The sequence below is a fragment of the Flavobacteriaceae bacterium genome, assembly GCA_014075215.1.
Lineage (GTDB): Bacteria > Bacteroidota > Bacteroidia > Flavobacteriales > Flavobacteriaceae > Polaribacter.
The window spans coordinates 3,463,669-3,488,405 of record CP046177.1 but is presented as its reverse complement, the minus strand read 5'-3'; the positions used below and the strand labels follow the sequence as shown (position 1 = coordinate 3,488,405).

Sequence of the window (24,737 nt, the reverse complement as noted above, 5' to 3'; positions counted from 1 at the left end):
TATGCAAAAACAATTGATAGATAGTTTTGGGAGACAAATAAGCTATGTCCGTTTGGCCGTAACAGATCGATGTAATTTGCGTTGTCAATATTGTATGCCATCACACGGAATTGAAATTGCTCCGCGAAAAGATTTGTTAACTTTTAAGGAAATGTATCGCATCGTTCGGGTACTGACAGAATTAGGAGTAACAAAAGTCCGGTTGACCGGCGGAGAGCCTTTTGTACGAAAAGATTTTATGGGCTTTTTGGAAATATTATCATTTAACGATTTATTAAAAACCATCAATATTACTACCAACGGAGCAATGATTTCCAAATATATTCCGGATCTGGAGCGAATGGAAAAAGTGCAAAACATCAATTTGAGTATGGACAGCTTGCAAAAAGAAAAGTTTTTCCAAATTACAAGACGTGATGTGTTTCCGGAAGTATACGAGACCTTTGAGTTACTTGAAAAAAGTCATTTAAATGTAAAGCTAAATGTGGTTGTGCAAGCAGGGTTCAATACGGATGAAATTGTAGATTTTGTTGCTTTAACGAAAGATAAAGACATCGTTGTCAGGTTCATTGAAGAAATGCCTTTTAATGGAAAAGGTTGGATCAATATCCGGGAAAATTGGAATTATACCCGTATTTTAGAAACCATCCGTACCGAATTTCATCTTGAACCGATCGCTTCGGAAAAGTCATCGACTTCTAAAAATTTTCGTGTTAACGGCCACAGAGGAAGCATAGGAATTATCCCTGCATTTAGCAGAACTATTTGCGGAGATTGCAACCGAATTAGAATTACACCGATAGGAACTATTAAAAATTGCTTGTTTGACGACGGTGCCTTTCATATTCGGGACTTCCTAAGAAACGGAGCTGACAATGAAGATGTAAAGGAGTTATTTTTGTCTTTAGTAAAAAAGAAACCCAAAAATGGTTTTGTTGCAGAGGCCAGTCGTATACAAGGACGCATTTCCGAAAGTATGTCAACAATTGGTGGGTAATATAGTTTTAAGTTCCAGATTTCAAGTTTGAAAGTTGTACAAGTTGAGCATTTTAACTTGAAACTTTCTAATCTGAAACCGTATCATAATTGAACTCATTAAACCCGGATTTTAAGAAACTGATTACACTTTGACAGTTAAGAGCTAACTTGCCAAAGAGTTCGATAATTAAGCCTATTGTATGAATGGTGATTAAGATCCCCGCCCGAATTTTGGTTAGAATGCAAAAAAGACTTTCTGTATGGCTATTGAATCGGTAAGTATAAGCACTGTTCTAAGCTTTTTATCAGAAATAGGCACCGATATCTATAAATTTGATAGTGCCAAAAAATTTACAAATTGGTTAAGACTAGCAACCAATAACAAAGTTTCAGGCAGTAAAACCCTAAGTAGTAGAACTCCTAAGGGTAAAAATAAATTTGCAATAGCTTTGCCTAATGCAGCTAATACCATAGAAAATAAAAAAGAAGGTTATTTGGCTCAGTTCTTTAAACGTATCGCCTATAAAAAAGGAAGAACAGCAGCTATAACAGCTATAGCCAGAAAAATAGCAATACTTATATGGAATATGATTATCAAAAAACAAGCCTATCATCCCATAGATTCAGAACAAGACAAAGAAAAATTAAAACAAATCAAAACAAGACAAATTCAAAAAAATTATGAAACAACATAAAATCGATATTAGCACATTATCAGTGTGTCAGGAATTAAGTTAGATAGAATGATGCATTAGAAAATCTATTACAGCTTGAAATCGTTTCAAAATATATCGCTCCACTGCTTTTTTGAAATGAACCGTAGCAGTGCTACGCTACATTCCGGAAAACGCTATATTTTATCACGATTTCAACCTTCATTACGAAGTTCTAATGCATCATCCGGGTTAAAAAATAACCGGAACTACAAAAAGGTAGTACAAAATTAACAAACCAACAGCAAGAGTATTTAAGATAATCCCTGCTTGTACCATTTGTCTCACCTTTACACAACCACTTGCAAAGACTATGGCATTAGGAGGTGTTGCCATTGGCAGCATAAATGCACAACTGGATGCCATGGTTACCGGGATAAGTACATTTAGTATAGGAATATTTAATCCGATAGCAATTCCTGCCACTACCGGTGCCAGAACAGCGACCAAAGCAACATTACTCATTAGCTAGCTCCTACTTCGGCTGCCGGCATTACTTTTAAGAGTGGAAATAAAACCAGTGGCAATAATGCAGTAACAGCAATATACACTGCCTCTGTAGTCCACCAAATTACCATCCAGGCAGCAACGGCAATAACGGCATCACCTATTTCAGATACCAAATAAAATGATAAATTAAGAATGCTAAAAAAACAAAACAGGGCCTAAAAGTAAACCTATCTTTTTAGAACGCTTCATAAAATGAATTTTGCGGTTAAAGATAAAAACCTTTACTGTTTTCTCAACGGTATCAAAACTTAGCTATGCTTTTATATGGGTTAGTTACGTTTTTTAATTTGCAACCCTCAAAAAGTGTTACTTATTTTCCGGTAATTGATTTTTAGATGTTAGATTGCGAATCATATCTGCAGTTATAGTTGTTAAATCGTATTGATGAGACCAATTCCAATCTTTTCTGGCTTCGGAATCATCAATAGTTTGAGGCCAACTATCTGCGATGACCTGTCTGAAATCCGGCTGATACGAAATGGTAAAATCAGGTATTATTTTTTGAATTTCGGTAGCAATTTCCTGGGGAGTAAAATCAATTGCAGCCAGATTATAAGATGTCCTAATTTTAATTTGATTTTTATCTGCTTGCATGAGTTGTATGGTTGCATCCACTGCATCATTCATATACATCATAGGCAGGCGGGTATCTTTTTTTAAAAAGCAATTGTATTTTCCTTCCTCAACAGCCTTAAAAAATATATCTACCGCATAATCTGTAGTACCTCCTCCCGGTTTGGTTTTCCAGCTTATAATGCCGGGATATCGCAAACTACGCACATCTACATCGTGTTTTTTATGGTAATAGTTACACCAAAACTCGCCGGAAATTTTACTGATACCGTATACCGTAGAAGGTTGCGTAATTGCCTGTTGGGAAATGTTTTGTTTTGGAGAGGTAGGTCCAAACACAGCAATTGAACTTGGCCAGTAGATTTTTTCAACTGACTTATCTTTTGCCATGTCTAAAACAGCTAACAAAGATGTCATATTCAAATTCCACGCTTGACCCGGATACTTTTCTGCTGAGGCAGAAAGCATTGCTGCCAACAGATATATTTGAGTAATTTTATATTTTTTTACAACGGTTGAAATCTCTTTTCTATTGGTAGCATTTATAATTTCAAATGGCCCGGAGTTGGTCATTAAATCATCCCCTTTTCTTATATCAGCAGCAATAACATTCGTATTTCCATATATAGATCTTAATTGAGCTGTTAACTCAGTTCCTATTTGGCCGCAAGCTCCAATAATTAAAATCCGTTCTTTCATAAATAATTGTGATTTTCTAATTTCAAAAGTACTTAAATTACATATTTTTAAAAAATAAAAGCTAAAGAAAGGAAAATTTTGTGAGGTGTTTAAAGTTGTATTATTTTATTTTACATTTTTTAACGCTTTATTCTTTGATTTTTATTAATTTTGAAGTGTTTGATCTTGAAATAATAAGATGAATTTTCTTCCTTTTTTTTTCGTAGTAAGTATTTTTATTTCTTGTGGAGATAGTGCCCCGGAAAAAAAAGAAATCTCGGCAACCGGATCAAAATTTAGTATTCCTCAAGAGTATGTCATTCCAATTGAAATTGATACGGCAAATGAAAAAGAACTATCCGATTGGAGCCATTATATTGTACTTCAGGAATTTATGGAAAAATTTAAACGAACAAGTCCAAATGAAGCCTTGAGTAATGCTTTGGAGTTAAGTTCCTTAATTAAGGCTTTGAAAGGCAATATAAAACCGGAACCTTTAAATACATTATCATTCAAAGCCAGAATACATGTACTGGAAAATGAATCTTTACGCCTTTCTGATATGACGAAAATTTCGTCAATAAAAGCTGACGAAATACATGATCAAATTAGTAACATAGTAGCTGCTTTTTCTGCAATGAATTCAAAAATAAACACAGTTTATTTAGAAAAGAATTTGAATGAACAAGTGATTATTGAAGATTTTGGTGTCATTATAAAAGATACTAAAAATAATGCTGACAGGAAATGGAATAAAAACCGACAAAAGGCGGAAGAGCGTATTATTAAAAAAGGCATCCCATTAAAAAATAACACAAACCGTGAAGAAGATATCCTATTAAAAAAAGGATATAAAAAGAAAAAGTCGTAAATTCAAAGTAAATAATATTAATTAAAATAGTTAAAGCAAAAAAGTAATGAACTACGCGATAGACAATATATTAATTAAAATCACTCCTATTGTGAAAAATATATTACTTATATGTATACTTGTGTTTTCTATAAATGGTTTTACACAAGGGCTACAAAAAAGTGCACCCTGGATGAATGCAGGTGCTACTGATTCAAAAAACAGTAAAAAGACATTTAAGGAAATCACTGAAGCAGCCGAAGCTTATTTCAAAACCGTAGATAAGTTTAAAAAAGGAAGTGGTTTAAAACCTTATGAAAGATGGAAATATCGCTCAAGTTTTTTTATAAAGCCCGATGGAACGATTTCTAACTCTAACGATTTATGGGAAGCTTGGGAGATGAAAAATGCAATGAGAGCTACTCAAAGAGCTGCTTCTACTAATATGTGGACTTCAGTCGGGCCATATAGTCACACAAATACAGCTTCCTGGTCTTCCGGGCAAGGGCGTGTAAATGTAGTAGCGGTAGACCCCTCTAACTCAAATACGTATTATGCGGGTGCACCGGCAGGAGGAATATGGAAATCTACGGATGCAGGAGTTAACTGGACTCCGTTAACGGATCATTTACCTCAAATAGGGGTTTCAGGCATTGCCATACACCCTACGGATTCTAACACTATTTATATCGCAACCGGTGATGACGATGCCGGAGATTCCAGTGCTGTGGGCGTTTGGAAATCTACTGACGGGGGCACAACGTGGAATAATACAGGAACGTTAAATGCTTCTTCAATGAATGAAATTTATATTCACCCTAGTAACCATGAAACGGTATTGGTAGCTACGAGTACGGGAGTATATAAAACAACGAATGGAGGAACCAATTGGGTAAGAAAATTAAATGCGAATATCATAGACCTTAAAATGAAACCCAATGATGCTTCTACCTGGTATGCTGCCTCCGGAAGTACTATTTACCGATCTACCGACGGAGGAGAAAATTTTACATCAGTTACTATTGCAGGTTTTTCCAATTCGGCAAGAATCGTTATAGATGTCACTCCCGCTGATCCCGATTTGGTATATTTTGTAAGTGCTGCTGCTAATACATATGCATTTAATGGTGTATATAAATCTACAGATAGCGGTGTGAGTTTTACAAAAACTGTCGAAACGGATGATATTTTTGGCAGCTCTCAAGCTTGGTTTGATCTGGCGTTAACAGTTTCTGATACACAACCCAATACAGTGTTTGTAGGAGTTTTAAATATCTGGAGATCCACTGATGGCGGAGGAAATTTTACAAGAATCAATAGTTGGAATGCTCCTACTCAGGATTCTTATACCCATGCAGATATTCATTTTATGCGTTATATAGGAGGTAAACTTTTTGCAGGAACAGACGGGGGAGTATATGTTTCTACCAATGATGGTACTAAGTTTACGGATTTAACGAAAAACATAGTGGTTGGTCAATTCTACAGAATAGCTGTTGCAGCTCAAAATCATAGAAATATTGTGGGAGGCCTTCAGGATAACGGAGGGTATGCACGTTATCAAAATAACTGGAACAATTATCATGGTGCGGATGGTATGGATTGTTCGGTAAATCCTTTGGATCCAAAAAATTATTTTGGGTTTATTCAATATGGAGGTGCTCTATATGAAACAAAAGATGGAGGCCTGACACGTAATAACGGTATAGGAGCACCGTCAGAAGAGACAGGAACAGGAGATAGTGGTGGCAGGTGGGTTACTCCTATGGTTTCTAATAGCCAGGGTGAAATTTATGCGGGATATGGAAATTTATACAAACTGGAAAATGGCGCCTGGACAAAAATATCCAATGAAACTTTTTTTGGAGATTTACAACACATAGAAATAGATCCTAAAAATGATGACAATATCTATGTGAGTATGGGAAGCGATTTATACAGAAGTACCAACAAAGGAGTTAATTTTACACAGTTAACATTTGCTAATGGTATTATAAATGTTATTGAAGTTAGTCACACCGACGAGAATACTGCCTGGATAGTTACCAATAGTTCTGTTTATAAGATAACGAACTTATTAAGTGCCACTCCTACTTTTTCTAATATCACCGGTAATTTACCTTTAGAATCAAAACTTGTGTTAAGACATCACGAAAGAAGTGGCAATAATTCCGTATATCTGGGAACTGCTTTAGGGGTTTATACAATTAATGACGATATTAGCAATTGGCAAGTATTTGATAACAATCTGCCCAATGTAGCTATCAGAGATTTGGAAATTAACGAAGAAGAAGCAAAGTTGATAGCAGCAACATACGGCAGAGGTGTTTTTCAAACTGACATTCCCGAACAACTGCCTCCTGCAGATGTAAGACTCTTATCAATTAACGCCCCTTCAAATCAGGTAAATTGCAGTACTACTATTTCTCCTAATATAACCGTAAGAAATAAAGGAGCTAACCCTTTAACTTCCATTACTGTTAACTATACAGTAGATTTGGGAGCTACAAATACATTTAACTGGTCCGGGAACTTAAATTCCGGGGAGGACACGAATATTAACATTCCGGACATGCAGGTAGCTTTCGGATCACACACCATATCAATAGAAGTAACTACTGCCGGAGATGCATATGCATCTAATAATACGTTGGATATACCTTTTTTAGTGAATAGCTCCAATACGACTCCGGCCACTGTAAATTCATTTGAAGATAATACGAATGATGCACTTGCATCTGTAACTACAGGAAGTACTAACACTTCTCTTTTTGTAATAGCAAGGCCGGGAAAAACACTACTTAACGCTGCCGGTTCGGGAAATAAAGTGTACATCACCGCAGCAAGTGGAAATTATCCTGATAACACGATAAGCTATTTATATACCAATTGTTACGATTTAAGTACACTTACAAGCCCTGTTTTAGCCTTTAAAATGAGTTTCGATATAGAAAACAACTGGGATTATTTGGTTGCCGAGTATTCAACAGATAGTGGAGTAAGCTGGAGTATTCTGGGAAGTGCTTCGGATTCAAATTGGTATACAAGTGCGTCAATCGAAAACGGATTGCCGGGGGGACAATGGACAGGGCTGGGAGAAAGTAGCAACCCTTCCGGAAATACAAATGCAATCATAACTGATTACAGTTATGATTTAGGTGCATTTACCAATGAAACCAATATAATTTTCCGATTTAAATTTGTAACAGATCAGGCAGTAAATGAAGAAGGCGTAGTGATTGATGATTTGGTTATAAACGGAGTACTATCTGTTTCTGACGAGGAGTTATTAAAATCTTTGTCCATTTATCCCAATCCGTCAAATGAACTATTTACTATTCATTGGAATACGAATGAAAAAGCTTCTATTAGTGTATATAATTATTTAGGTAAATTGATCTTAAACGAAGAAAGCACTTTACAAAATGAGCATGAAATAAATTTGAAAGGATATAGTAAAGGATTATATTTTGTAAAAATTACCAGTGCTAATAAACAAGCTATAAAGAAAATTATCTTGGAATAAAAAAAAGGTAAAAAGCGGTTAAATTAAATAGATTATCCACTCCTAAAAATAAGCATCGTATTTTCAGAAGTGGATATTATTATATATAGCTTGAAGTACATTTAAAATCAGATATCAAAGAATCCGGAAAATGAAAAATATATTAAAGTTTCTACTTACACTTTTGATTTTTGTAAGCTGTAACGAAAAAAACAGCAATCAAAATACATCAGAAATTAAGGTTGAAATTAATATTATATTAGATGATTGGCATTTGTCTGCTGCGAATGCAGATTTTAGTAACTACTTTAGTAAAATGGATAGTGCTTCCGTATTTATAGGAACTGATGCTTCTGAAAATTGGAATAAAAAGCAGTTTAAAAAATTTAGCAAGCCTTATTTTGACAGGGGAAAGGCATGGTCTTTTAAGCCGGTTGAAAGAAATATGTATGTAGGTGCCGAAAAAAAAATAGTTTGGTTTGATGAGTTATTAGATACCTGGATGGGAATATGCAGAGGTTCCGGTGTTTTGGAAAAGACTAAAAACTCATGGAAAATAAAACACTATATACTATCTGTTGCAATCCCTAATGATGCTATTCAAAAAGTAATTACTGTAAAAAAAGAAAAAGACTCCTTACTGTTAAGAGAAATTTTATCTAAACACTAGTGTCAAGTCATGAATAAAAAGTCGTATATTTTTAGTATCTTTGAAAGAAACCATGGCAAAAAAATATACAATAACCTTAACCAAGCAAGAGCGAGAAGAGTTATCTCAAATCATTTCAAAGGGGAAGCATAGTAGTCAAACTTATCGCAGTGCTTATATTCTTTTAAACAAAGATGAGGGAGTTCATTCAGAGGGATTAGTCACCAATGAAGAAGTATCAAAAGTTCTACAAATATCGATGCGAACTATTGACAGAGTAAAGAGACGTTTTATAGAGGAAGGCTTTGAATCTTGTTTGCAACGTAAATCGACTACTCGTGTTTATGAAAGGAAGATTGATGGAGGCAAAGAAGCAAAGCTTATATCGATAGCCTGTAGTGAACCCCCCAAAGGGATGGCAAAGTGGTCTCTTCGACTTCTAGCAGACAAAATGGTGGAATTAAATTATGTAGAGAGTCTGTCTTATGAAACGGTTCGTCGAGTTTTAAAAAAACGAGTTGAAACCCTGGAAAGTTAAGGGTTGGGTGATTCCTCCAAATCAAAATGCTGATTTTGCTGCCAATATGGAAAATGTGTTAGATGTTTATAAACGCCCTTATTGTTCAGGGAATCCGGTAGTTTGCATGGATGAATCACTCAAACAACTCATTGGAGAGATCAAACATCCAATAAGGTTGAAAGATGGCAGTAAGGTTGTTGACTATGAATATAAACGTAATGGAGTTTGTAATATCTTTATGGCTAATGAACCGCTTTCAGGAAAACGAATAGTCAAAGTCACAGAACGAAAAACAAAATTAGATTGGGCTGATTTTTTGAATGATATCGCTCAAAGTTATTCTAATGCGAATAAAATAACACTCGTTATGGATAATTTAAATACACACAAGCCATCTTCCTTATATGAACGTTTTAAACCCAGAACAAGCAAAAAAGTTATGGGATAGGTTTGAGTTTGTATATACACCTAAACACGGTAGTTGGCTCAATATGGCGGAAATAGAACTCAACGTACTAGGTGGACAATGTTTAAATAGAAGAATAGACAATATTGAAACGGTCAAAACAGAAGTCAATGCTTGGGTAAAGTATAGAAATCAAAAAAAGGCAAAAATAAATTAGCAGTTTACAACCAAAGATTCTAGAATCAAACTAAAAAAACTTTATCCGACATTAAATGATTGACTTGACAGTAGTATGTATGTTCGATCCTAATCATACACTGGGGAGCGTGCTTTGTGATGAAAGGTTGAAAAGTATAATAAAACATAACGATTTCGGACTATAATGCAATTGAAAGTTAGAGCGTTCTGATTTGTAAACGATATTCATAAACAGTATTGATATTTCTATTATTTAAAAAACAATTTCTCCTAAGTAATTTTGATATGACAATTCTACTATAGAAAAGTAATACCCCAATTTTTTATTTCTCAATTTTTCTGCTCTCCTTATAAACCTTCGGTTAATCTCTTTATCGAAATTTGATGTGCACCAGGAAAAATGAGCTTTCAAAATAGCGCTGTTGTTACGTACGATCTGATATCGCTGATCAGAAAGCTTGTGAATAAAGGAATTAATGACAATTAATAATCTTTTTTGACTGCGTACTGAGGAATGCTATTTTTTTATCCTTAGTTGGTATTTAATGAATTAAAAGATTGAAAGATTTAAGAGTTTAAAAAATACTTTAATGATTCTGCTTAGGTATCTAAACAGGCATTCAATTAATACATTTTTGACTTAAATTTACCGCTAAAAATAGCCTTTTTTGGCTTATGATATAAAATAGCAAACACCGGAGAAAACAGTTGTGCCGACTACCTCAACCAACCCTCACGGTCCAAACTTCTGTATTGAATCGCTTCTGAAATATGATGAGGCTGAATGTCCTTTTCATTTGCCAAATCAGCAATGGTTCTGGATACTTTGAGAATTCGGTCATAGGCTCTGGCAGAGAGATTGAGTTTTTCCATAGCGGTTTTCAATAAACTTTTACTTTCGGCAGATAATTCACAAAACTGCCGGATTTGTTTGACATTCATTTGAGCATTATAGTGAATGGTTTCAAATTCAAAGAATCGCTTTAATTGGATCTCCCTCGCCTCGGAAACTCGTTTTCGGATTTCGATACTGGACTCTCCCTTACGTTCTTCGGAGAGTTTTTCAAAAGGAACCGGATTTACTTCAATATGAATGTCAATACGATCTAATAAAGGCCCTGAAATCTTACTCAAATACCGTTGCATTTCCTGAGGCGAACCGGTGAAAGGATTCGTACCGTCATTAAAAAATCCGGAAGGACTAGGGTTCATGCTTGCTACCAGCATAAAAGAAGAGGGATAATTGACTGTAAATCGAGCTCTGGAAATTGTGACTTCTCTATCTTCCAGGGGCTGACGCATTACCTCTAAAACTGTTCTTTTAAATTCGGGTAATTCATCTAAAAATAAAACCCCGTTATGAGCCAAAGAGATTTCTCCTGGTTGGGGGTATTGTCCACCACCGACAAGAGCAACATCGCTTATAGTATGATGAGGCGAACGAAAAGGGCGTTCATACAGCAATCCATGATGTTGGGTTTTCCCTACGACAGAATGAATTTTAGTTGTTTCCAGAGCTTCGCGCAATGTCATAGGCGGGAGTATAGAGGGCAGCCGTTTTGCCAACATGGTTTTTCCGGCTCCCGGCGGGCCGACCAGAATAATATTATGACCGCCGGCTGCTGCTATTTCCATACAACGTTTGATGGATTCCTGTCCTTTTACATCTGAAAAATCGAACTCGGGAGCATTGATATTTTTGTAAAACATTGTTCTTGTATCAACAGTTGTAGGTACTATTTTGTGTTTCCCGTCAAAATGATGAATGACTTCTAAAATACTTGTTGCACCCAAAACTTCCAAATTATCTACAATAGCAGCCTCTTTAGCATTTTCTTTTGGAAGAATTAAATATGTAAACCCTTCTTCTCTCGCTTTTATGGCAATGGGTAAAGCACCTTTTATGGGCTGCAAGCTACCATCAAGCGAAAGTTCGCCCATAATTAAATAGTTTTCAATCTCTTCGGATACTATTTGACTGGAAGCAGCAAGAATCCCGATTGCCAATGTTAAGTCATAGGCTGCGCCTTCCTTTCGTAAATCAGCAGGTGCCATGTTGATTGTGATCTTTTTCCCGGGAAGTTTATAACCGTTATTCTTTAAAGCAGCGGAAATCCGGTACGAACTTTCGCGAACTGCATTATCAGGTAGCCCTACCAGATGATAGCCAATTCCTTTATCAATATTCACTTCAACAGTAATGGTGGTGGCTTCAATGCCAAAAACGGCAGATCCATAGACTTTTTTAAGCATAGCGGTTTTTGTTTTAATAACTTAGCGATGTAAGATATAAAAATACTAATTAATTTTAATTCATTTTTTAAATGATTTTAACGGGTGCATAACATTTTGTCGTTTTAAGCAGCTTTATTTTTCTCAGTACAGATTAGGTTAACTACTTTGTTCCATTTATCACTCAGTTTAGTTGTTCTTAATGTGAGCATATTTTGAGCTCCAATTTTAGACCAACGTTGTCCAGAGAGTTTCATTCTTTTTTGAACAACCTCCCTGTTAGCTGCTTCTATGGCTCCAGATCCTATAATACCTGCTCCTGTATTTTGATATTGCTGATAGTCCATACGCGACCTATTTTCGGTATAATATGTGATAAGTTGGCTTTGTTGTTTACGTTGATTTTGCTTTGTCAATTCTAAGTTTTTGATATTCTCAATGACTTGATTTACTTGACTGTTTTTTAGTAGTTGCTCCTGTTGACCAACCCAACTGTTATATGACTCTTGATTAGAGAGACAAACCTTAGCAAAATCGTGTAAATGTTCTAAAGCATGATACCAATCCAATATTTGTGTGGCAAAAGGGTAATGTTGATCTACCCATTTCCATATCCATCTAGCACCATCACCAACAAAAATCAGTCGCTTATCAATACTCCTGTAACAGCCTAAGTATCTATCCATTCTATCTGTAAACTTATCAGCTTTGCCTAAATATGCTTCATACAACGAATGGCGTATCCATCCACGTTTATTTGATATGTCCATACAGCTACTCTGTTTAAAAATTCTGCCTAATTTTACTTCTTTCCAAGCCTCTTCCCGAGTGAAAAGCATCGACCCATCGACCATAGCATATATGCACTCTTGGTTATCTACCTTAAGAATATCAGGTTCAACGGCATCAACCTCCAATACTTTTTCTTGCTCTAATAAACCACCATAAAAGTCTGTGACTCTGTAAAGCTGCATCGCATTGACTGAAACACCTAGAAGATTCGATAAAACTTCATGACCATCTCCATAACAATCGTTTTGACCAATATAAATCATTTTGTTTTGCATATAGGGACTTATCTTAAATCCATTGACTTTTTCACTAAAGGGATGAGTGTTGTTAATCTCTATCTTTCCGTAACGTGATAAGTTTTTTTTTACGCCTGTCTTTAGATGGTTCGCTTATACTTCTCTCTAAAACCTCTCGACCATAGTCCGTCCATATTTGATCAAAAGTCTTTTCGTAATCATAGTAACTCTTTATGTTTGATAATTTTGCTATCGCTTGATAACGCTTCTTGGCTTGGGCTAAAAATTCCTCTTCGCTAATCATAATGGTGTCGCTTTTAAAAGTTAATCCTTAAAAATAACTATTTCGCGACAAAATGTTATGCACCCATTTTAACCAGGGCGTGTTAACACTAAGCCAAAAATTGTCTTTTTTGCTCTTTTTCTGCCTTTTTTCGTTAGTTATTTTAAACGTAGCTCGGCCTATGTTCTGCAAAAACTGCCTCAAAATCCAAAAAAACAGCAAAAAATCCATGATTCTCGTTTAGTGTTAACACGCCCTGGAAAAAAAAGTAGATTCTCTGATAATTAAATTAGTTTGTATCTCTATAGTTTTATTTGTTAAATATTCTTTGGGTTCTTCAATCTCTTCTATTAATCGGTCTACTGCAATTTTACCGATTCTCTTACCAGGCTGATCAACAGTAGTTAAGTTTGGCTCTACAATAGTAGAACTTAAAGAATTACTAAAACCAATTACTGCAATTTCTTCAGGGATTCTTATATTGATTTTTTTTAGAATCTGTAATACACCAATTGCTGCGGAATCTGTAATAGAAAAAATAGCATCCGGCCTGTTTTTTAAACTAATTAATTGACTTGCCAGAAGTTTTCCTTTTTTTAGAGAAATATCATCTGTACTCAAAATTAATCGCTCATCAATAGGAATATTATATTCTTTTAAAGCTTTTAAATACCCTTGATAACGTCTTTCGGAATTATATGAATATTCAAACTCTTTGATAATAGCAATTCTTTTTTTACCAATATTTATTAAATGCTCAATGGCGTTGAATGTTGCTTCTTCTTCATTAATAATGATTTGCGTACACGGAATTTTACTGGAAACTTTATCGAAAAGGATTAATGGTTTTTGACTTAAAATGGATAATATAGGATCTATATTTTTTGTATTTTTAGACAAAGACATTAAAATTCCGTCCACTCCAAATTGCAACATGGTTTGCAACATTTCTTTTTCTCTTCTAACATCATTGTTGGTTTCAGAGATAATAACTCTATATCCTTTTAATTCTGCCTGCAATAGAATAGATTTGATAATTGTAGATGTAAAATAAGAGATAATATTAGGTACAATAACTCCTATCATGTTTGTTTTATGATCTCTAAAACCTCTTGCAAAAATATTGGGCATATAATTGAGCTTTTTTGCCAATTTTTTGACTCTTTCAGCAGTTTCAGCACTAATATCCTGATGCTCATTCAACGCTCTTGATACTGTAGAAATAGAAAGGCCCAGTAATTGTGCCATTTTTTTTAATGTTGGGATTTCTTTTTTCATTTTTATGTATTTAAAAATTAATAATAGGAATTGCAAACGTTACTGCAAACGTTTGCGGTCACTTTGACCAAAAATAAACAAAAATAGTGATGTCGTTATCATTAGATTTACTCCAAATCAATTAATAAATAAAACAATGAAAAAAAATTTACTACTATTACTATCCTTTTTTTGTTTTGCTACAATATCAGCACAAACAAAAATACAAGGAACCGTGAAAGATAATGTTGGAGAGCCTATATCCGGAGCAACTATTATTGTCAAGGGAACAGCTTCCGAGACGACTTCTGATTTTGATGGAAATTTCAATTTTACGACAACAAGCTCAGGAGAACAAACACTACAAGTGTCGTTTATAGGGTATCAAATATTCGAAAAAAATGTGAATTTGGATGGCAATACAATTACTGTAGAGGTTGTTTTAATTGAGGGAAACAATTTAGATGAAATTGTATTAACAGCTTCTGCGACTTTCAGATCCCAAAAGGAAACTCCAATGTCTATAAGTTCCTTAAAACAAAAAGAAATTATAAGACTTTCTGCAAATAGTCAAGCAGATATATTAAGAAGTGTTCCGGGTATTACTGCTGAAGGAGGTGGAGGTGAAACAGCCACTAACTTATTTGTCAGAGGGTTGCCTTCCGGGGGTCAGTATGTATTTAATCCTTTAATGTATGATGGAATGCCATTGATGAGTACATTTGGGTTAAACTCCTCGGCGCATGACGTATATGCACGTCCTGATATTGGGTTTAAAGGGGTTGAATTTGTAAGAGGCGGGGCATCTATACTTTATGGTCCCGGTTCAGTTGCAGGGATGATCAACTACACAAGCAAAACAGGTGACTCCAATGATGAGAATATTATTAATATGGAGTATGGGAGTAGAGGTCGTTTAAAAACTGATTTTTATACCGGAGGCCAATTAGGTGGCGAAGATTCAAACACCTATTATGCATTTACCGGTTTTGTAAGAAAAGATAACGGACCCATTGAAACAGGATTAGATACGAGAGGTTTCCAGCTAAGAGGTAACATTAAGCAAAAATTTGATAATGGGTCTTTAACTATTCATGGGCAATACATTAATGACCGTGCACAGTTTTTCTTACCACTGCCATTACAAGGTGGATCAAGAGAACGTATTGCAGGTAATGATGGCAGTCCGGTAGAGCAACTGCTCTCCGGAGAATTAGCCAATACCTCATTTTTAACACCGGGAGGGGTGTATGAAAGTCCAATTGATGATGGTGTTTATACAAAAGGAAGCTATATTTTGGCTGATTTTGATTACAACCTAAGTGATAACTTAAAGTTTAAATCTAAAATAAAGTATGCTGATTATGAGCACAATTTTGCATTGTATGTTGGTGGAAACGGAAATTATGGAAATCCAATCACTTTAAGCAATTATGCTTCTGCAATAGCACCGGGTAATATAGGGTATAGTGCAACATATCAAGGTGGATCAGGAGATCAAATAAGTGCATCGGATTTGGTTGTAGAAAATTTACATGTAGACAGATTAAGACCAATGACAGATTATTCCGGTGAGGCTAACTTTATTTATAATTCACCAAATGGAAATCATACACTAACGGGTGGTATGTACGTTGCAAGGACTGAAGCAGAAGATATAAATTACCAATATAGAGTACTTTCGGAATTTAATAATAATCCCAAGATTGGTAAATTTGACGTACACAGATGCCGGCGGAGGAAATGTCATTTATTCTGACGGAGGTTTATACAATAGAATTGGAATGACATCAAACAGGTTTTTAACCCAAAGTAGAACTGCATTTTATTTTACTGATGAAATGCGTTTTGATAAATGGCGCTTTGATGTTGGTATACGTATAGAAAATACAAAGGGAATATTTAGAAACGGAGGTTTAGAAAATACTCAAGTATATAGTAATTCTGAATTAACTACAGAGTTGAGCACGGTTCGTTTTGCAGACGGTAGCTTTACAACGGGTAATGTGGATGCTACAGACTGGGCACTTTCTTTAGCAGGGCTGTACAAATTGACTCCGTCTACCAATTTATATGCCAATTTTTCAAAAGGCTATTTCATACCTCAACTAAGAGGTTTTGCCCCATCTCCGGGAATTAGAAACACGAATTATAGCATGGAGAAAATCCTACAGGGTGAGATTGGAGCAAAGTTTGGAGCATCTAAATTTTCAGGAACTTTAGCTGCTTTCTATGTAAGTTTGAGTGATCGAATAAAGATAGGTCAAGCAATTGTAAATGGAGAGCTTGTAGATCAGTCACGATCAAACCAATCTACCAAAACACTTGGATTAGAAGCTACAGGAAATTATAAATTTACTAATGAATTAGCTGCTTTTGCAACATTTACATATCAAAATCATGAAATAACAAAAAACCTTCAAGAAAATTTGATAGACAATACTTCAACAGAAGCTAATGTTGGAAACAAACTGGCTAGACAACCAAGTATTTTAGGTACTTTAGGTTTGGCCTATGACGATCAAAAGTTTGATGCACTATTATCTGTAAATCATACAGGAGCAAAATTCACAGATGATACAAATGGTGTTGAACTGGATGCGATTTCTATTATAAGGTTAGGCGTTGGGTATACTTTTAAAACTCAAAATACGAATTCACTTAGAGTGGGGCTTTCTATATTTAATTTATTTGATAGTGACGGCTTAACTGAAGGAAATCCCAGAGCCGGAATTGCAGGGCAATCTACAGATGGTGAGTTTTTCTTTGGAAGACCTATTTTACCTAGAAGAATGTTTTTAACAGCAACATTAAACTTTTAATAGTTTGTTAAGAATAATAAAGTAAAGTTAAACTTTGATTTTAGCAAATACTCATTGAACTCATCTTGACTTTTTCTATTTCCTAAAAAATGAGCTGAAATTTAACCAGATAAGACGCTTTTTGAAAGCTATAGCAGCGCTATAGGTAAGAAAAGTAACGAAATATAGGTGAATTTCATTCATTTTTTAGGAAATAGAAAAAGTCAAGATGAGTTCATTATCCACGGAGTATGTGGATAGTGAGTATTTTAATTATAATTGTAAAATGTTAGAACTACAAAACAGAGCTGTAAAAATATTAAATAATAACTGGAAAAATGGTTTTAGCATCCCTTGTGCAAATCTATACCCTTTTCAGTGGAAATGGGATTCCGGCTTTATTGCAATTGGTTTTGCATATTTCGATATGCAAAAAGCAGAAAGAGAAATCACCACCTTGTTAGATGCTCAATGGAATAATGGTTTTATACCACATATTGTTTTTCATACCGAAAATGACAGCTATTTTCCCGGAGCAGATTTTCATCAGTCCAGTTTGCATCCATTATCATCAAAAAAATATAAATCTACAGGAATGACACAGCCTCCTGTTATAGGTTTTGTTTTAGAAGAAATATATAAAATTAGTAAAAATAAAAAACAGACTTTACACTATTTGGAAATGGTTATAGATAAAGTGTATGCAAATCATCTTTATTTATATCAAAACAGAGATCCACAAAATGAAGGATTAGTTTATATCTATCACAATTGGGAGTCAGGTACGGATAATTCTCCTATTTGGGATGATGTGTGGAAAACTATGAATCCTCCTGAATATAGTTTTGAAAGAAGAGATACCATGCATGTAGATACTTCGGAAAGACCTTCAAAAAGGGAATATGACTATTATTTGCATATTATAGAGCTTGCTAAAAAGCAGAATTATGATGATAAGAAAATTGCAGAATTATCTCCTTTTTTAGTACAAGATCCTATGTTTAATGCGATGCTTATAAAATCGAATGAGAGTTTACTTTATTTATATAAATTATTAGGTAATAATAACGGCAAGATTGAACAATTAAAAAAATGGCAAGAAAAAAGTAAGAAGTCCTTCAATGATAAATTATTTGATGAAGAACTTGGGGCTTATATTCACTATGATTTAAGAAATCAGAAACCTCTTAGATATCTAACTTCCTCTTCTTTTTCTCCTTTGTTTGCAACTATTCCTTCAAAAGAGAGAGCTGCAACAGTGGTAAAGATAATGATAGATAAATTTGGAAATAAAAACCAATATTTATGTGCTTCTTTCGATCCTACGAGTCACCTTTTCAACCCTAAAAAGTATTGGAGAGGACCGGTTTGGGTAAACCTTAATTGGATGCTTTTTTATGGTTTAAAACATTATGGATATTATGATATTGCTGAGCGTATAAAACAAGATACAATTGAAATAGTTCAGAAAAATGGATTTTATGAATATTTTGATTCTAGAAAAGAAGTCCATCTAAAAGAAAATGCCGGGTATGGCGGAAATGATTTTTCTTGGAGTGCAGCTTTGGTAATTGATATGTTAAATAATTGATTTTCTAATTGAAAAAATTGGACTTCAAAAAAGAATTTATTTTTGAAAATGATTTCATTACATTAAGTCCTCTTCAATTAGAACACACAGAAATTCTTTTAGAAATTTCTGATGATCCGGACATTTGGATTTTTTTTCTTGAAAAAGGGAATGGTATTAAAAACATAACAAGATATGTTGAAAATGCAATAGCAAATAGAAATTTGCAGAAAGAATATCCTTTCATTGTTTTTGATAAAATTACAAATCAATATGCAGGAACTACAAGATTTTATGAATATTCAGCAGAATTAAAAACAATAAAATTAGGGTATACTTGGTATGGAAAAAACTTTAGAGGAAAAGGCATTAATAAACATTGTAAATACTTATTATTTGAATTTGCTTTTGAAGAATTAAAGGTTGAACGGGTTGGTTTTGGAGCTTATATGGATAATACAATTAGTATAGCAGCTCTGAAAAGTGTAGGATGTCAAAGAGAAGGCGTTTTAAGAAATATGTTTCCTGCTATTAATGGAAAAGGAAGAGCAGATGCTATTCTGATGAGTATTTTGAGGGAAGAATGGTTTACTACTGTAAAAACACAATTAAAAGCTAAAATTTCAAAATTATGAATTACATAGATTATATTATCATTGTAGCATATTTATTTGCTTTCTTAGGGATAGGGTATTTTTTTAAAGAAAACAAAAATTCCAAAGATTACTTTTTAGGGGGGCAGTCTATGAGTTGGTTTCCATTAAGTTTATCTACAATGGCAACTCAATTGTCTGCTATTAGTTTTATTTCTGCCCCTGCATTTGTTGGATTAAAAGATGGTGGAGGTTTGCAATGGTTAACCTATGAATTTGGGGTTCCCTTAGCCATGGCATTTTTATTAATTGCAATTATCCCTACTTTATACAATTCCGGAATTGTAAGTGTCTATGAATATTTAGAAAAACGTTTTGATGCTTCCTCGCGTTTATTAATCAGTGGACTTGCTACATTTAGAGTGACAAAGAGTTAAGCTAATTTTATCTAAAATAACTTAACCATATGAAACGAAGAAAATACAGTAAAGAGTTTAAAATTAAAGCAGTAGAATTAAGCAATGTACGAGGTAACACAAAGCAGATTGCCATGGAATTGGGAATCAGTGCAGATCTTATTTACAGATGGCGTAGAGAATTAGAACAGCGTCCTGATTTAGCTTTTAGCGGTAATGGCGTCAAACAACTCACAGAAGATCAGAAAGAGTTAGAGCGATTACGTAAACAGCTCAAGGATGTTACCATGGAGCGGGATATCTTAAAAAAGGCCGTGAGCATCTTCTCCAAGAGCGATCGGAAGTATTGAAATTTATCAAAGATTACAGTAGAGAATATCCGGTTGGGAAGATGTGTAAAATTTTTAAAATTAGTAGAAACAGTTATTACAGGAGTAAGAATTATGTTCCATCAGATAGAGATGGAAAAAATCGTATGCTACTCTCTGAGATTCACCGTATCTGTGAGCGAAGTAAATCTACTTATGGAAGTCCTAGAATTACAGAGGAACTCAAAGCTAAAGGGTTTAAAGTATCTAGGTCTAGGGTAGCACGATTGATGAAAAAACACGGGATTAAAGCAGTTCGTAAAAAGAAATTTGTTGTCACGACAGATTCTAAGCATCAATATCCAGTAGCTGATAATGTATTGGATAGAGATTTTAAAGCTACCGCTGCTGCACAGAAATGGGTTTCTGATATTACCTATTTAAAGACTGCACAAGGATGGCTGTACTTAACGGTAATTATTGACCTGTTTGATCGTAAAGTCATTGGTTGGTCTTTGAGCAATGGACTCAAAGCAAGACAAACTATCATTGCTGCATGGAGAATGGCTGTAAACAACAGAATGCCTTGTGAAGGTATGATTTTTCATTCTGATCGAGGTGTACAATACGCATCTCATGCGTTTGTTAATATCCTTAAAAGTTATCATGTAACACCCAGTATGAGTAGAAAAGGAAACTGTTGGGATAATGCAGTAGCTGAATCTTTTTTTAAAACAATCAAAACAGAACTAATGATAGACAATAAGTTTATATCCAACAAAAGTCTTCAAATTAAAGTCTTTGAATACATAGAAACTTGGTACAACAGATACAGAAGACATTCTGCTCTTGGTTACAAAAATATCATCGAATTTGAAAAATTATATCAAATCAAAAATGTAGCTTAACTTTTTGTACCATTTTTTGTTGCATATCCACAGTTTTGTTTTTCAAATAAGTCGTTCCGTAGCTACAGGAGTTATGGTCTATACTATGGCACTTATTTTACAGGCAACTACAGGTATTAATTTTTGGATTTCCGTTTTAGTTATAGGAGTAATTACCCTAATTTATTCTTTCCAAGGGGAAATGAAAGCCGTTATTTGGGGAGATGTGATACAAATGTGTATTTTGTTCTTTGGAATTGTTCTTTGTTTAGTGTACGGTATTAGCGAGTTAGGAGGTTTTGAAAACTTTTTAACGCATGTAGATAAAAGCCGTTTAACAGCGATAGATTTCTCTAAATGGGGTTTTAATAATGCAGATAAAAGTGATGAGTTTGGGTTTTGGCCTATGGTTATCGGAGGGTTTTTCTTGTATGCATCTTATTATGGAACAGATCAAACACAATCACAACGGTTATTATCTGCAAAAGGAATGCCTACCATTAAAAAACTGCTTTTAGCAAATGGTTTGCTTCGTTTTCCAATTACACTTACCTATTGTATCATGGGGCTAGTTTTAGGAACTCTATTATTACAAGACGGTAGTTTTCAGACATTAATGGAAAGTATTTATCAAACAAATATTGGAAGTTTAGAGGGGAAAAAAGCAGATTTAATGGTACCTGTATTTATCATAAAATACCTTCCAAATGGCGTGATTGGAATTCTTATTGTAGCCATTATGTCTGCTGCCATGTCATCATTAAGTTCTACGGTAAATTCACTGTCAGCAGTGTCTCTAGAAGATTTTATCAAACGCTATAAACCCGATATGTCAGATAGAGAATACGTTTCATATTCTAGATTGTTATCTGTTTTTTGGGGGGTGGTTTGTTTATTTTTTGCTTTTTTTGCAGGAAATATTGAAGGGACTGTTATAGAGGTCATTAATAAAATAAGTTCTATTTTTTACGGTCCTATTTTAGCAGCTTTTGTATTGGCAATTCTAACGAAAAGAACACATGCTTTAGGGGCAAATATTGGTATTGTGGCAGGTGTATTTTTTAATATGTATCTATGGCTATATGTACCAAATGTATTTTGGTTTTGGTGGAATGCAATAGGCTGTTTTGTGACATTATTTGTGGCTTATACTATAAGCATCCTTATCAAAAAAGAAACCAATAAAAATCTACAAATGGTATTTTATAAAGCCGGAAAGCGGGAAGTAATTATTTTAGTGGGATACTTTATTCTTATTTATTTGATCTCTTTGTTGGTAGTTAAAGTTTTAAGTTAAAAAACAGTCTTTTGAAATTTGTATTAGCCCCGGATAAGTTTAAAAATTCACTAACAGCATTAGAATTTTGTAATGCGGTGGCAGAAGGGATTGAAGCAATTCTCCCGGAAGCAGAAATTATAAAATTGCCTTTGGCTGACCTTTAGATTAGCAAATAGAAATAATTACTTAAAATAAAAACATAATAGTTATGATGAAATTTCTTTTTTTGCTTCTTTTTTTCTTTGTTAATAACTCTTATTTTGTTGATAACCAAAAACACAAAAGAACGGAGTGAACTTTAGCGGCCAGCTAGCTTTTTAGAGCCATCCCCCGTATTAGTCTCCGTTCTTTTTAAAAGTTACTTAGAACCATATAGAATTTCAGTTTCTGCCCTTATTAAAGGTCTTAGTTTAAGTAACTATTATTAATATCTAATTACAAAATTATGAAAACAAATGAAATTATCGGAATCGATGTCAGTAAATTATTAATTGATGTTTGTATCTATTCTAAACAAATTGTTCAACAGTTTGAGAACAGTAAATCTGGATTTAAATTAATGCTAAAGTGGAGTTTTAAAAATTCGTCTTTCTCTAAAGAAGAAACCATGTTTGTATTTGAACATACAGGAATGTACTCTCATTTATTATCTGTGTCTTTAACTGAACAAAAATTATCTTTTTTCATAGCTTCTGGTTTAGAAATTAAAAGATCTATTGGTATTGCTCGTGGAAAGGATGACCAAATTGATGCCAAACGCATTGCTCTATATGGGTATCGATTAAAAGAAGAACTTAAACCCAGTAAGCTACCTAAAAGAAGTATATTACAACTAAAAAGTCTCTTATCTTTAAGGACAAAACTTAACAAACAAAGAGCTGGTTTTAAAGTTACTTTGAAAGAACAAAAAAGAATTTATAAAGCAAAAGAGTATAAAATAATCTTTGACGTTCAACAAAAAATGATTGCAGAACTAACCAAACAAATACACAAGATTAATACTCAAATGCAAGCTATTATTGACCAAAATATAATGTTAAAAGAAACCTATAAACTTGTTACTAGTGTTAAAGGTATAGGAATGCAAACTGCTATAATGATGATTGTGTTTACTGACAATTTTTCAAAATTTGAAAACTGGAGAAAGTTTGCCTCTTATTGTGGTGTTGCTCCTTTTCCTTACCAATCTGGAACTAGTATTAAAGGACGTACAAAAGTCTCTCATTTGGCTAATAAAAAATTGAAAGCAATTATTAATATGTGCGCTATTTCTGCTATACAACATAACCCAGAAATGAAATTATACTATCATAAAAGAATAAAACAAGGCAAAAGTAAAATGAGTACCGTTAACATTATTAGAAACAAATTAATAGCAAGAGTGTTTGCCGTTGTCAAACGACAAACACCCTATGTAGATACTTTTAAATTTGCTGCATAAATTAGTAAAAATAATATCTCAACTTTTACTTGTTTTTATCATAGAATACGGGGGAGATGGTACCATTGAAATAGTAAATTATTATCTAAAAGGGAAGACTGTTAGTGTGGTTGTTAATGACCCTTTTTTTAAACCTGTAAGAGCGTCCTATTTATTTGCTGAAACTTCAAAAACAGCATTTATAGAAATGGCAGAAGCATCCGGAGTAAAACTCTTAAAGTCACAAGAATTTGATTGTAAAAATGCAACTACTTTTGGTACTGGAGAACTAATTTTAGATGCAATTTATAAAGTAGCAACGACAATTATTTTAGGTATTGGTGGTAGTGCAACTAACGATTGTGGTATTGGAATGGCTACTGCACTTGGATATCGGTTCTTAAATAAAGACAGTAAAGAACTAAAACCAATAGGGTCAAATTTATCATCAATTGTAACTATTAACACCGAGAATGTTTACCCGAGTTTAAGGGATATAACATTTAAAATAGCTTGTGATGTTACCAATCCATTATATGGTAATAACGGAGCGGCTTATATTTATGGAGCTCAAAAAGGAGCTTCTAAAAAAGATATCAAACTTTTAGATAAAGGGTTACAAGATTTTTCTAAAATTATACAGAAAACTTATAATATTGATGTACAATCTGTAAAAGGTGCCGGTGCAGCAGGAGGAATGGGAATTGCCTCTAAAGTATTTTTAAATGGAAATTTAGAATCAGGTATTGAACTTGTAAAAAACTTGGCTGATTTTAACGATAATATAAGAAACTCTGATTGGATTATCACTGGAGAAGGAAAATTAGATAAACAAACTTTGTCTGGGAAAACAATTCAAGGAGTGATATCATCAGCTAAAAAAGAAAATATAAAAGTTGCTTCATTTTGTGGAATTATAGATTTAGATACAGAGATTCTTAAAAATTTTGGAGTTCATTATTCAGATGCTATTTTAAATTATTCTAAAGATATAAATGAAGCAATGGAAAAGGGTCTTTATTATCTTAATGAAATGGCTCAAAAATTTGCAAAAAGATTGTAAAAGTAATCATTGATAGTTGT

The 24,737-nt window shown here is 33.9% G+C and carries 17 protein-coding genes and 5 pseudogenes; 15 read left to right on the top strand and 7 right to left on the bottom strand.

Annotated elements, in window-relative coordinates; all coding sequences use genetic code 11:
* Window position 1 precedes the first annotated feature (1 nt).
* The gene (gene moaA, locus GKR88_17365; protein QMU65868.1) at window positions 2-997 is read left to right on the top strand and encodes a GTP 3',8-cyclase MoaA; all 996 of its coding nucleotides are present in this window, start codon (window positions 2-4) and stop codon (window positions 995-997) included.
* A 241-nt stretch (window positions 998-1,238) separates the two neighbouring features.
* Window positions 1,239-1,673, top strand: coding sequence for a transposase (locus GKR88_17360; GenBank protein QMU65867.1), 435 nt, complete (start codon window positions 1,239-1,241; stop codon window positions 1,671-1,673).
* 210 nt (window positions 1,674-1,883) lie between these two features.
* Here the strand turns inward: GKR88_17360 and GKR88_17355 are convergent.
* The 3 genes and pseudogenes from GKR88_17355 to GKR88_17345 all read right to left on the bottom strand — a co-directional run bounded on the left by GKR88_17355 (window position 1,884) and on the right by GKR88_17345 (window position 3,473).
* Window positions 1,884-2,159, bottom strand: a pseudogene (locus GKR88_17355) (anion transporter).
* Window positions 2,156-2,314, bottom strand: a complete 159-nt coding sequence (locus GKR88_17350) for a hypothetical protein (GenBank protein ID QMU65866.1) — start codon at window positions 2,312-2,314, stop codon at window positions 2,156-2,158. The pseudogene GKR88_17355 and the gene GKR88_17350 overlap by 4 nt, the downstream one beginning before the upstream one ends.
* Before the next feature lie 193 nt (window positions 2,315-2,507).
* Window positions 2,508-3,473: an NAD-dependent epimerase/dehydratase family protein gene (locus GKR88_17345; protein QMU65865.1), complete on the bottom strand. Its 966-nt coding sequence runs from the start codon at window positions 3,471-3,473 to the stop codon at window positions 2,508-2,510.
* Between the two features lie 178 nt (window positions 3,474-3,651).
* Between GKR88_17345 and GKR88_17340 the strand changes: the two genes are divergently transcribed.
* From GKR88_17340 to GKR88_17325, 4 genes and pseudogenes are all read left to right on the top strand, one after another.
* Complete coding sequence (locus GKR88_17340) at window positions 3,652-4,323, top strand: hypothetical protein (protein ID QMU65864.1); 672 nt, start codon at window positions 3,652-3,654, stop codon at window positions 4,321-4,323.
* A gap of 46 nt (window positions 4,324-4,369) precedes the next feature.
* On the top strand, window positions 4,370-7,828 hold the full coding sequence (locus tag GKR88_17335; GenBank protein ID QMU65863.1) for a T9SS type A sorting domain-containing protein: 3,459 nt from the start codon (window positions 4,370-4,372) through the stop codon (window positions 7,826-7,828).
* A 130-nt stretch (window positions 7,829-7,958) separates the two neighbouring features.
* Window positions 7,959-8,477 carry a hypothetical protein gene (locus tag GKR88_17330; GenBank protein ID QMU65862.1) on the top strand — a complete coding sequence of 173 codons (519 nt, stop codon included), beginning with the start codon at window positions 7,959-7,961 and terminating at the stop codon, window positions 8,475-8,477.
* A 52-nt stretch (window positions 8,478-8,529) separates the two neighbouring features.
* Window positions 8,530-9,662 (top strand): annotated as a pseudogene (locus GKR88_17325) (IS630 family transposase).
* A gap of 635 nt (window positions 9,663-10,297) precedes the next feature.
* Here GKR88_17325 and GKR88_17320 read toward each other — a convergent pair.
* From GKR88_17320 to GKR88_17305, 4 genes are all read right to left on the bottom strand, one after another.
* The gene (locus tag GKR88_17320) at window positions 10,298-11,833 is read right to left on the bottom strand and encodes a YifB family Mg chelatase-like AAA ATPase (GenBank protein ID QMU65861.1); all 1,536 of its coding nucleotides are present in this window, start codon (window positions 11,831-11,833) and stop codon (window positions 10,298-10,300) included.
* A gap of 104 nt (window positions 11,834-11,937) precedes the next feature.
* Window positions 11,938-12,879: a hypothetical protein gene (locus tag GKR88_17315; GenBank protein QMU65860.1), complete on the bottom strand. Its 942-nt coding sequence runs from the start codon at window positions 12,877-12,879 to the stop codon at window positions 11,938-11,940.
* A gap of 52 nt (window positions 12,880-12,931) precedes the next feature.
* Window positions 12,932-13,144 (bottom strand): hypothetical protein, encoded by a 213-nt coding sequence (locus GKR88_17310; protein QMU65859.1) that lies wholly within the window; start codon window positions 13,142-13,144, stop codon window positions 12,932-12,934.
* Between the two features lie 225 nt (window positions 13,145-13,369).
* Window positions 13,370-14,401 carry a substrate-binding domain-containing protein gene (locus tag GKR88_17305; protein QMU65858.1) on the bottom strand — a complete coding sequence of 344 codons (1,032 nt, stop codon included), beginning with the start codon at window positions 14,399-14,401 and terminating at the stop codon, window positions 13,370-13,372.
* A 136-nt stretch (window positions 14,402-14,537) separates the two neighbouring features.
* On the opposite strand from GKR88_17305, the pseudogene GKR88_17300 reads away from it, so the two are divergent.
* From GKR88_17300 to GKR88_17260, 9 genes and pseudogenes are all read left to right on the top strand, one after another.
* A pseudogene (locus tag GKR88_17300) lies at window positions 14,538-17,202 on the top strand (TonB-dependent receptor).
* Window positions 17,203-17,467: 265 nt separating this feature from the next.
* Entirely contained in the window at window positions 17,468-18,772 is a 1,305-nt protein-coding gene (locus GKR88_17295; protein QMU66769.1) for a glycoside hydrolase, read from the top strand.
* An 8-nt stretch (window positions 18,773-18,780) separates the two neighbouring features.
* On the top strand, window positions 18,781-19,386 hold the full coding sequence (locus GKR88_17290; protein QMU65857.1) for a GNAT family N-acetyltransferase: 606 nt from the start codon (window positions 18,781-18,783) through the stop codon (window positions 19,384-19,386).
* Window positions 19,383-19,778: pseudogene (locus GKR88_17285) on the top strand (sodium transporter). Before GKR88_17290 ends, GKR88_17285 begins: the two are co-directional and overlap by 4 nt.
* Window positions 19,779-19,810: 32 nt before the next feature.
* Window positions 19,811-20,976, top strand: a protein-coding gene (locus GKR88_17280; protein ID QMU65856.1) for an IS3 family transposase whose coding sequence is annotated in 2 segments (ribosomal slippage) — window positions 19,811-20,060 and window positions 20,060-20,976 — 1,167 coding nt in all. Because the reading frame shifts where the segments join, the coding sequence is not laid out codon by codon here.
* Between the two features lie 31 nt (window positions 20,977-21,007).
* Window positions 21,008-22,252, top strand: a pseudogene (locus GKR88_17275) (sodium/solute symporter).
* An 11-nt stretch (window positions 22,253-22,263) separates the two neighbouring features.
* Window positions 22,264-22,398: a hypothetical protein gene (locus GKR88_17270; protein ID QMU65855.1), complete on the top strand. Its 135-nt coding sequence runs from the start codon at window positions 22,264-22,266 to the stop codon at window positions 22,396-22,398.
* A gap of 281 nt (window positions 22,399-22,679) precedes the next feature.
* On the top strand, window positions 22,680-23,675 hold the full coding sequence (locus GKR88_17265; GenBank protein ID QMU65854.1) for a transposase: 996 nt from the start codon (window positions 22,680-22,682) through the stop codon (window positions 23,673-23,675).
* A complete protein-coding gene (locus GKR88_17260) occupies window positions 23,653-24,717 on the top strand; it encodes a glycerate kinase (protein ID QMU65853.1) in 1,065 nt (354 codons plus the stop codon). The genes GKR88_17265 and GKR88_17260 overlap by 23 nt, the downstream gene beginning before the upstream one ends.
* Window positions 24,718-24,737: the final 20 nt, after the last annotated feature.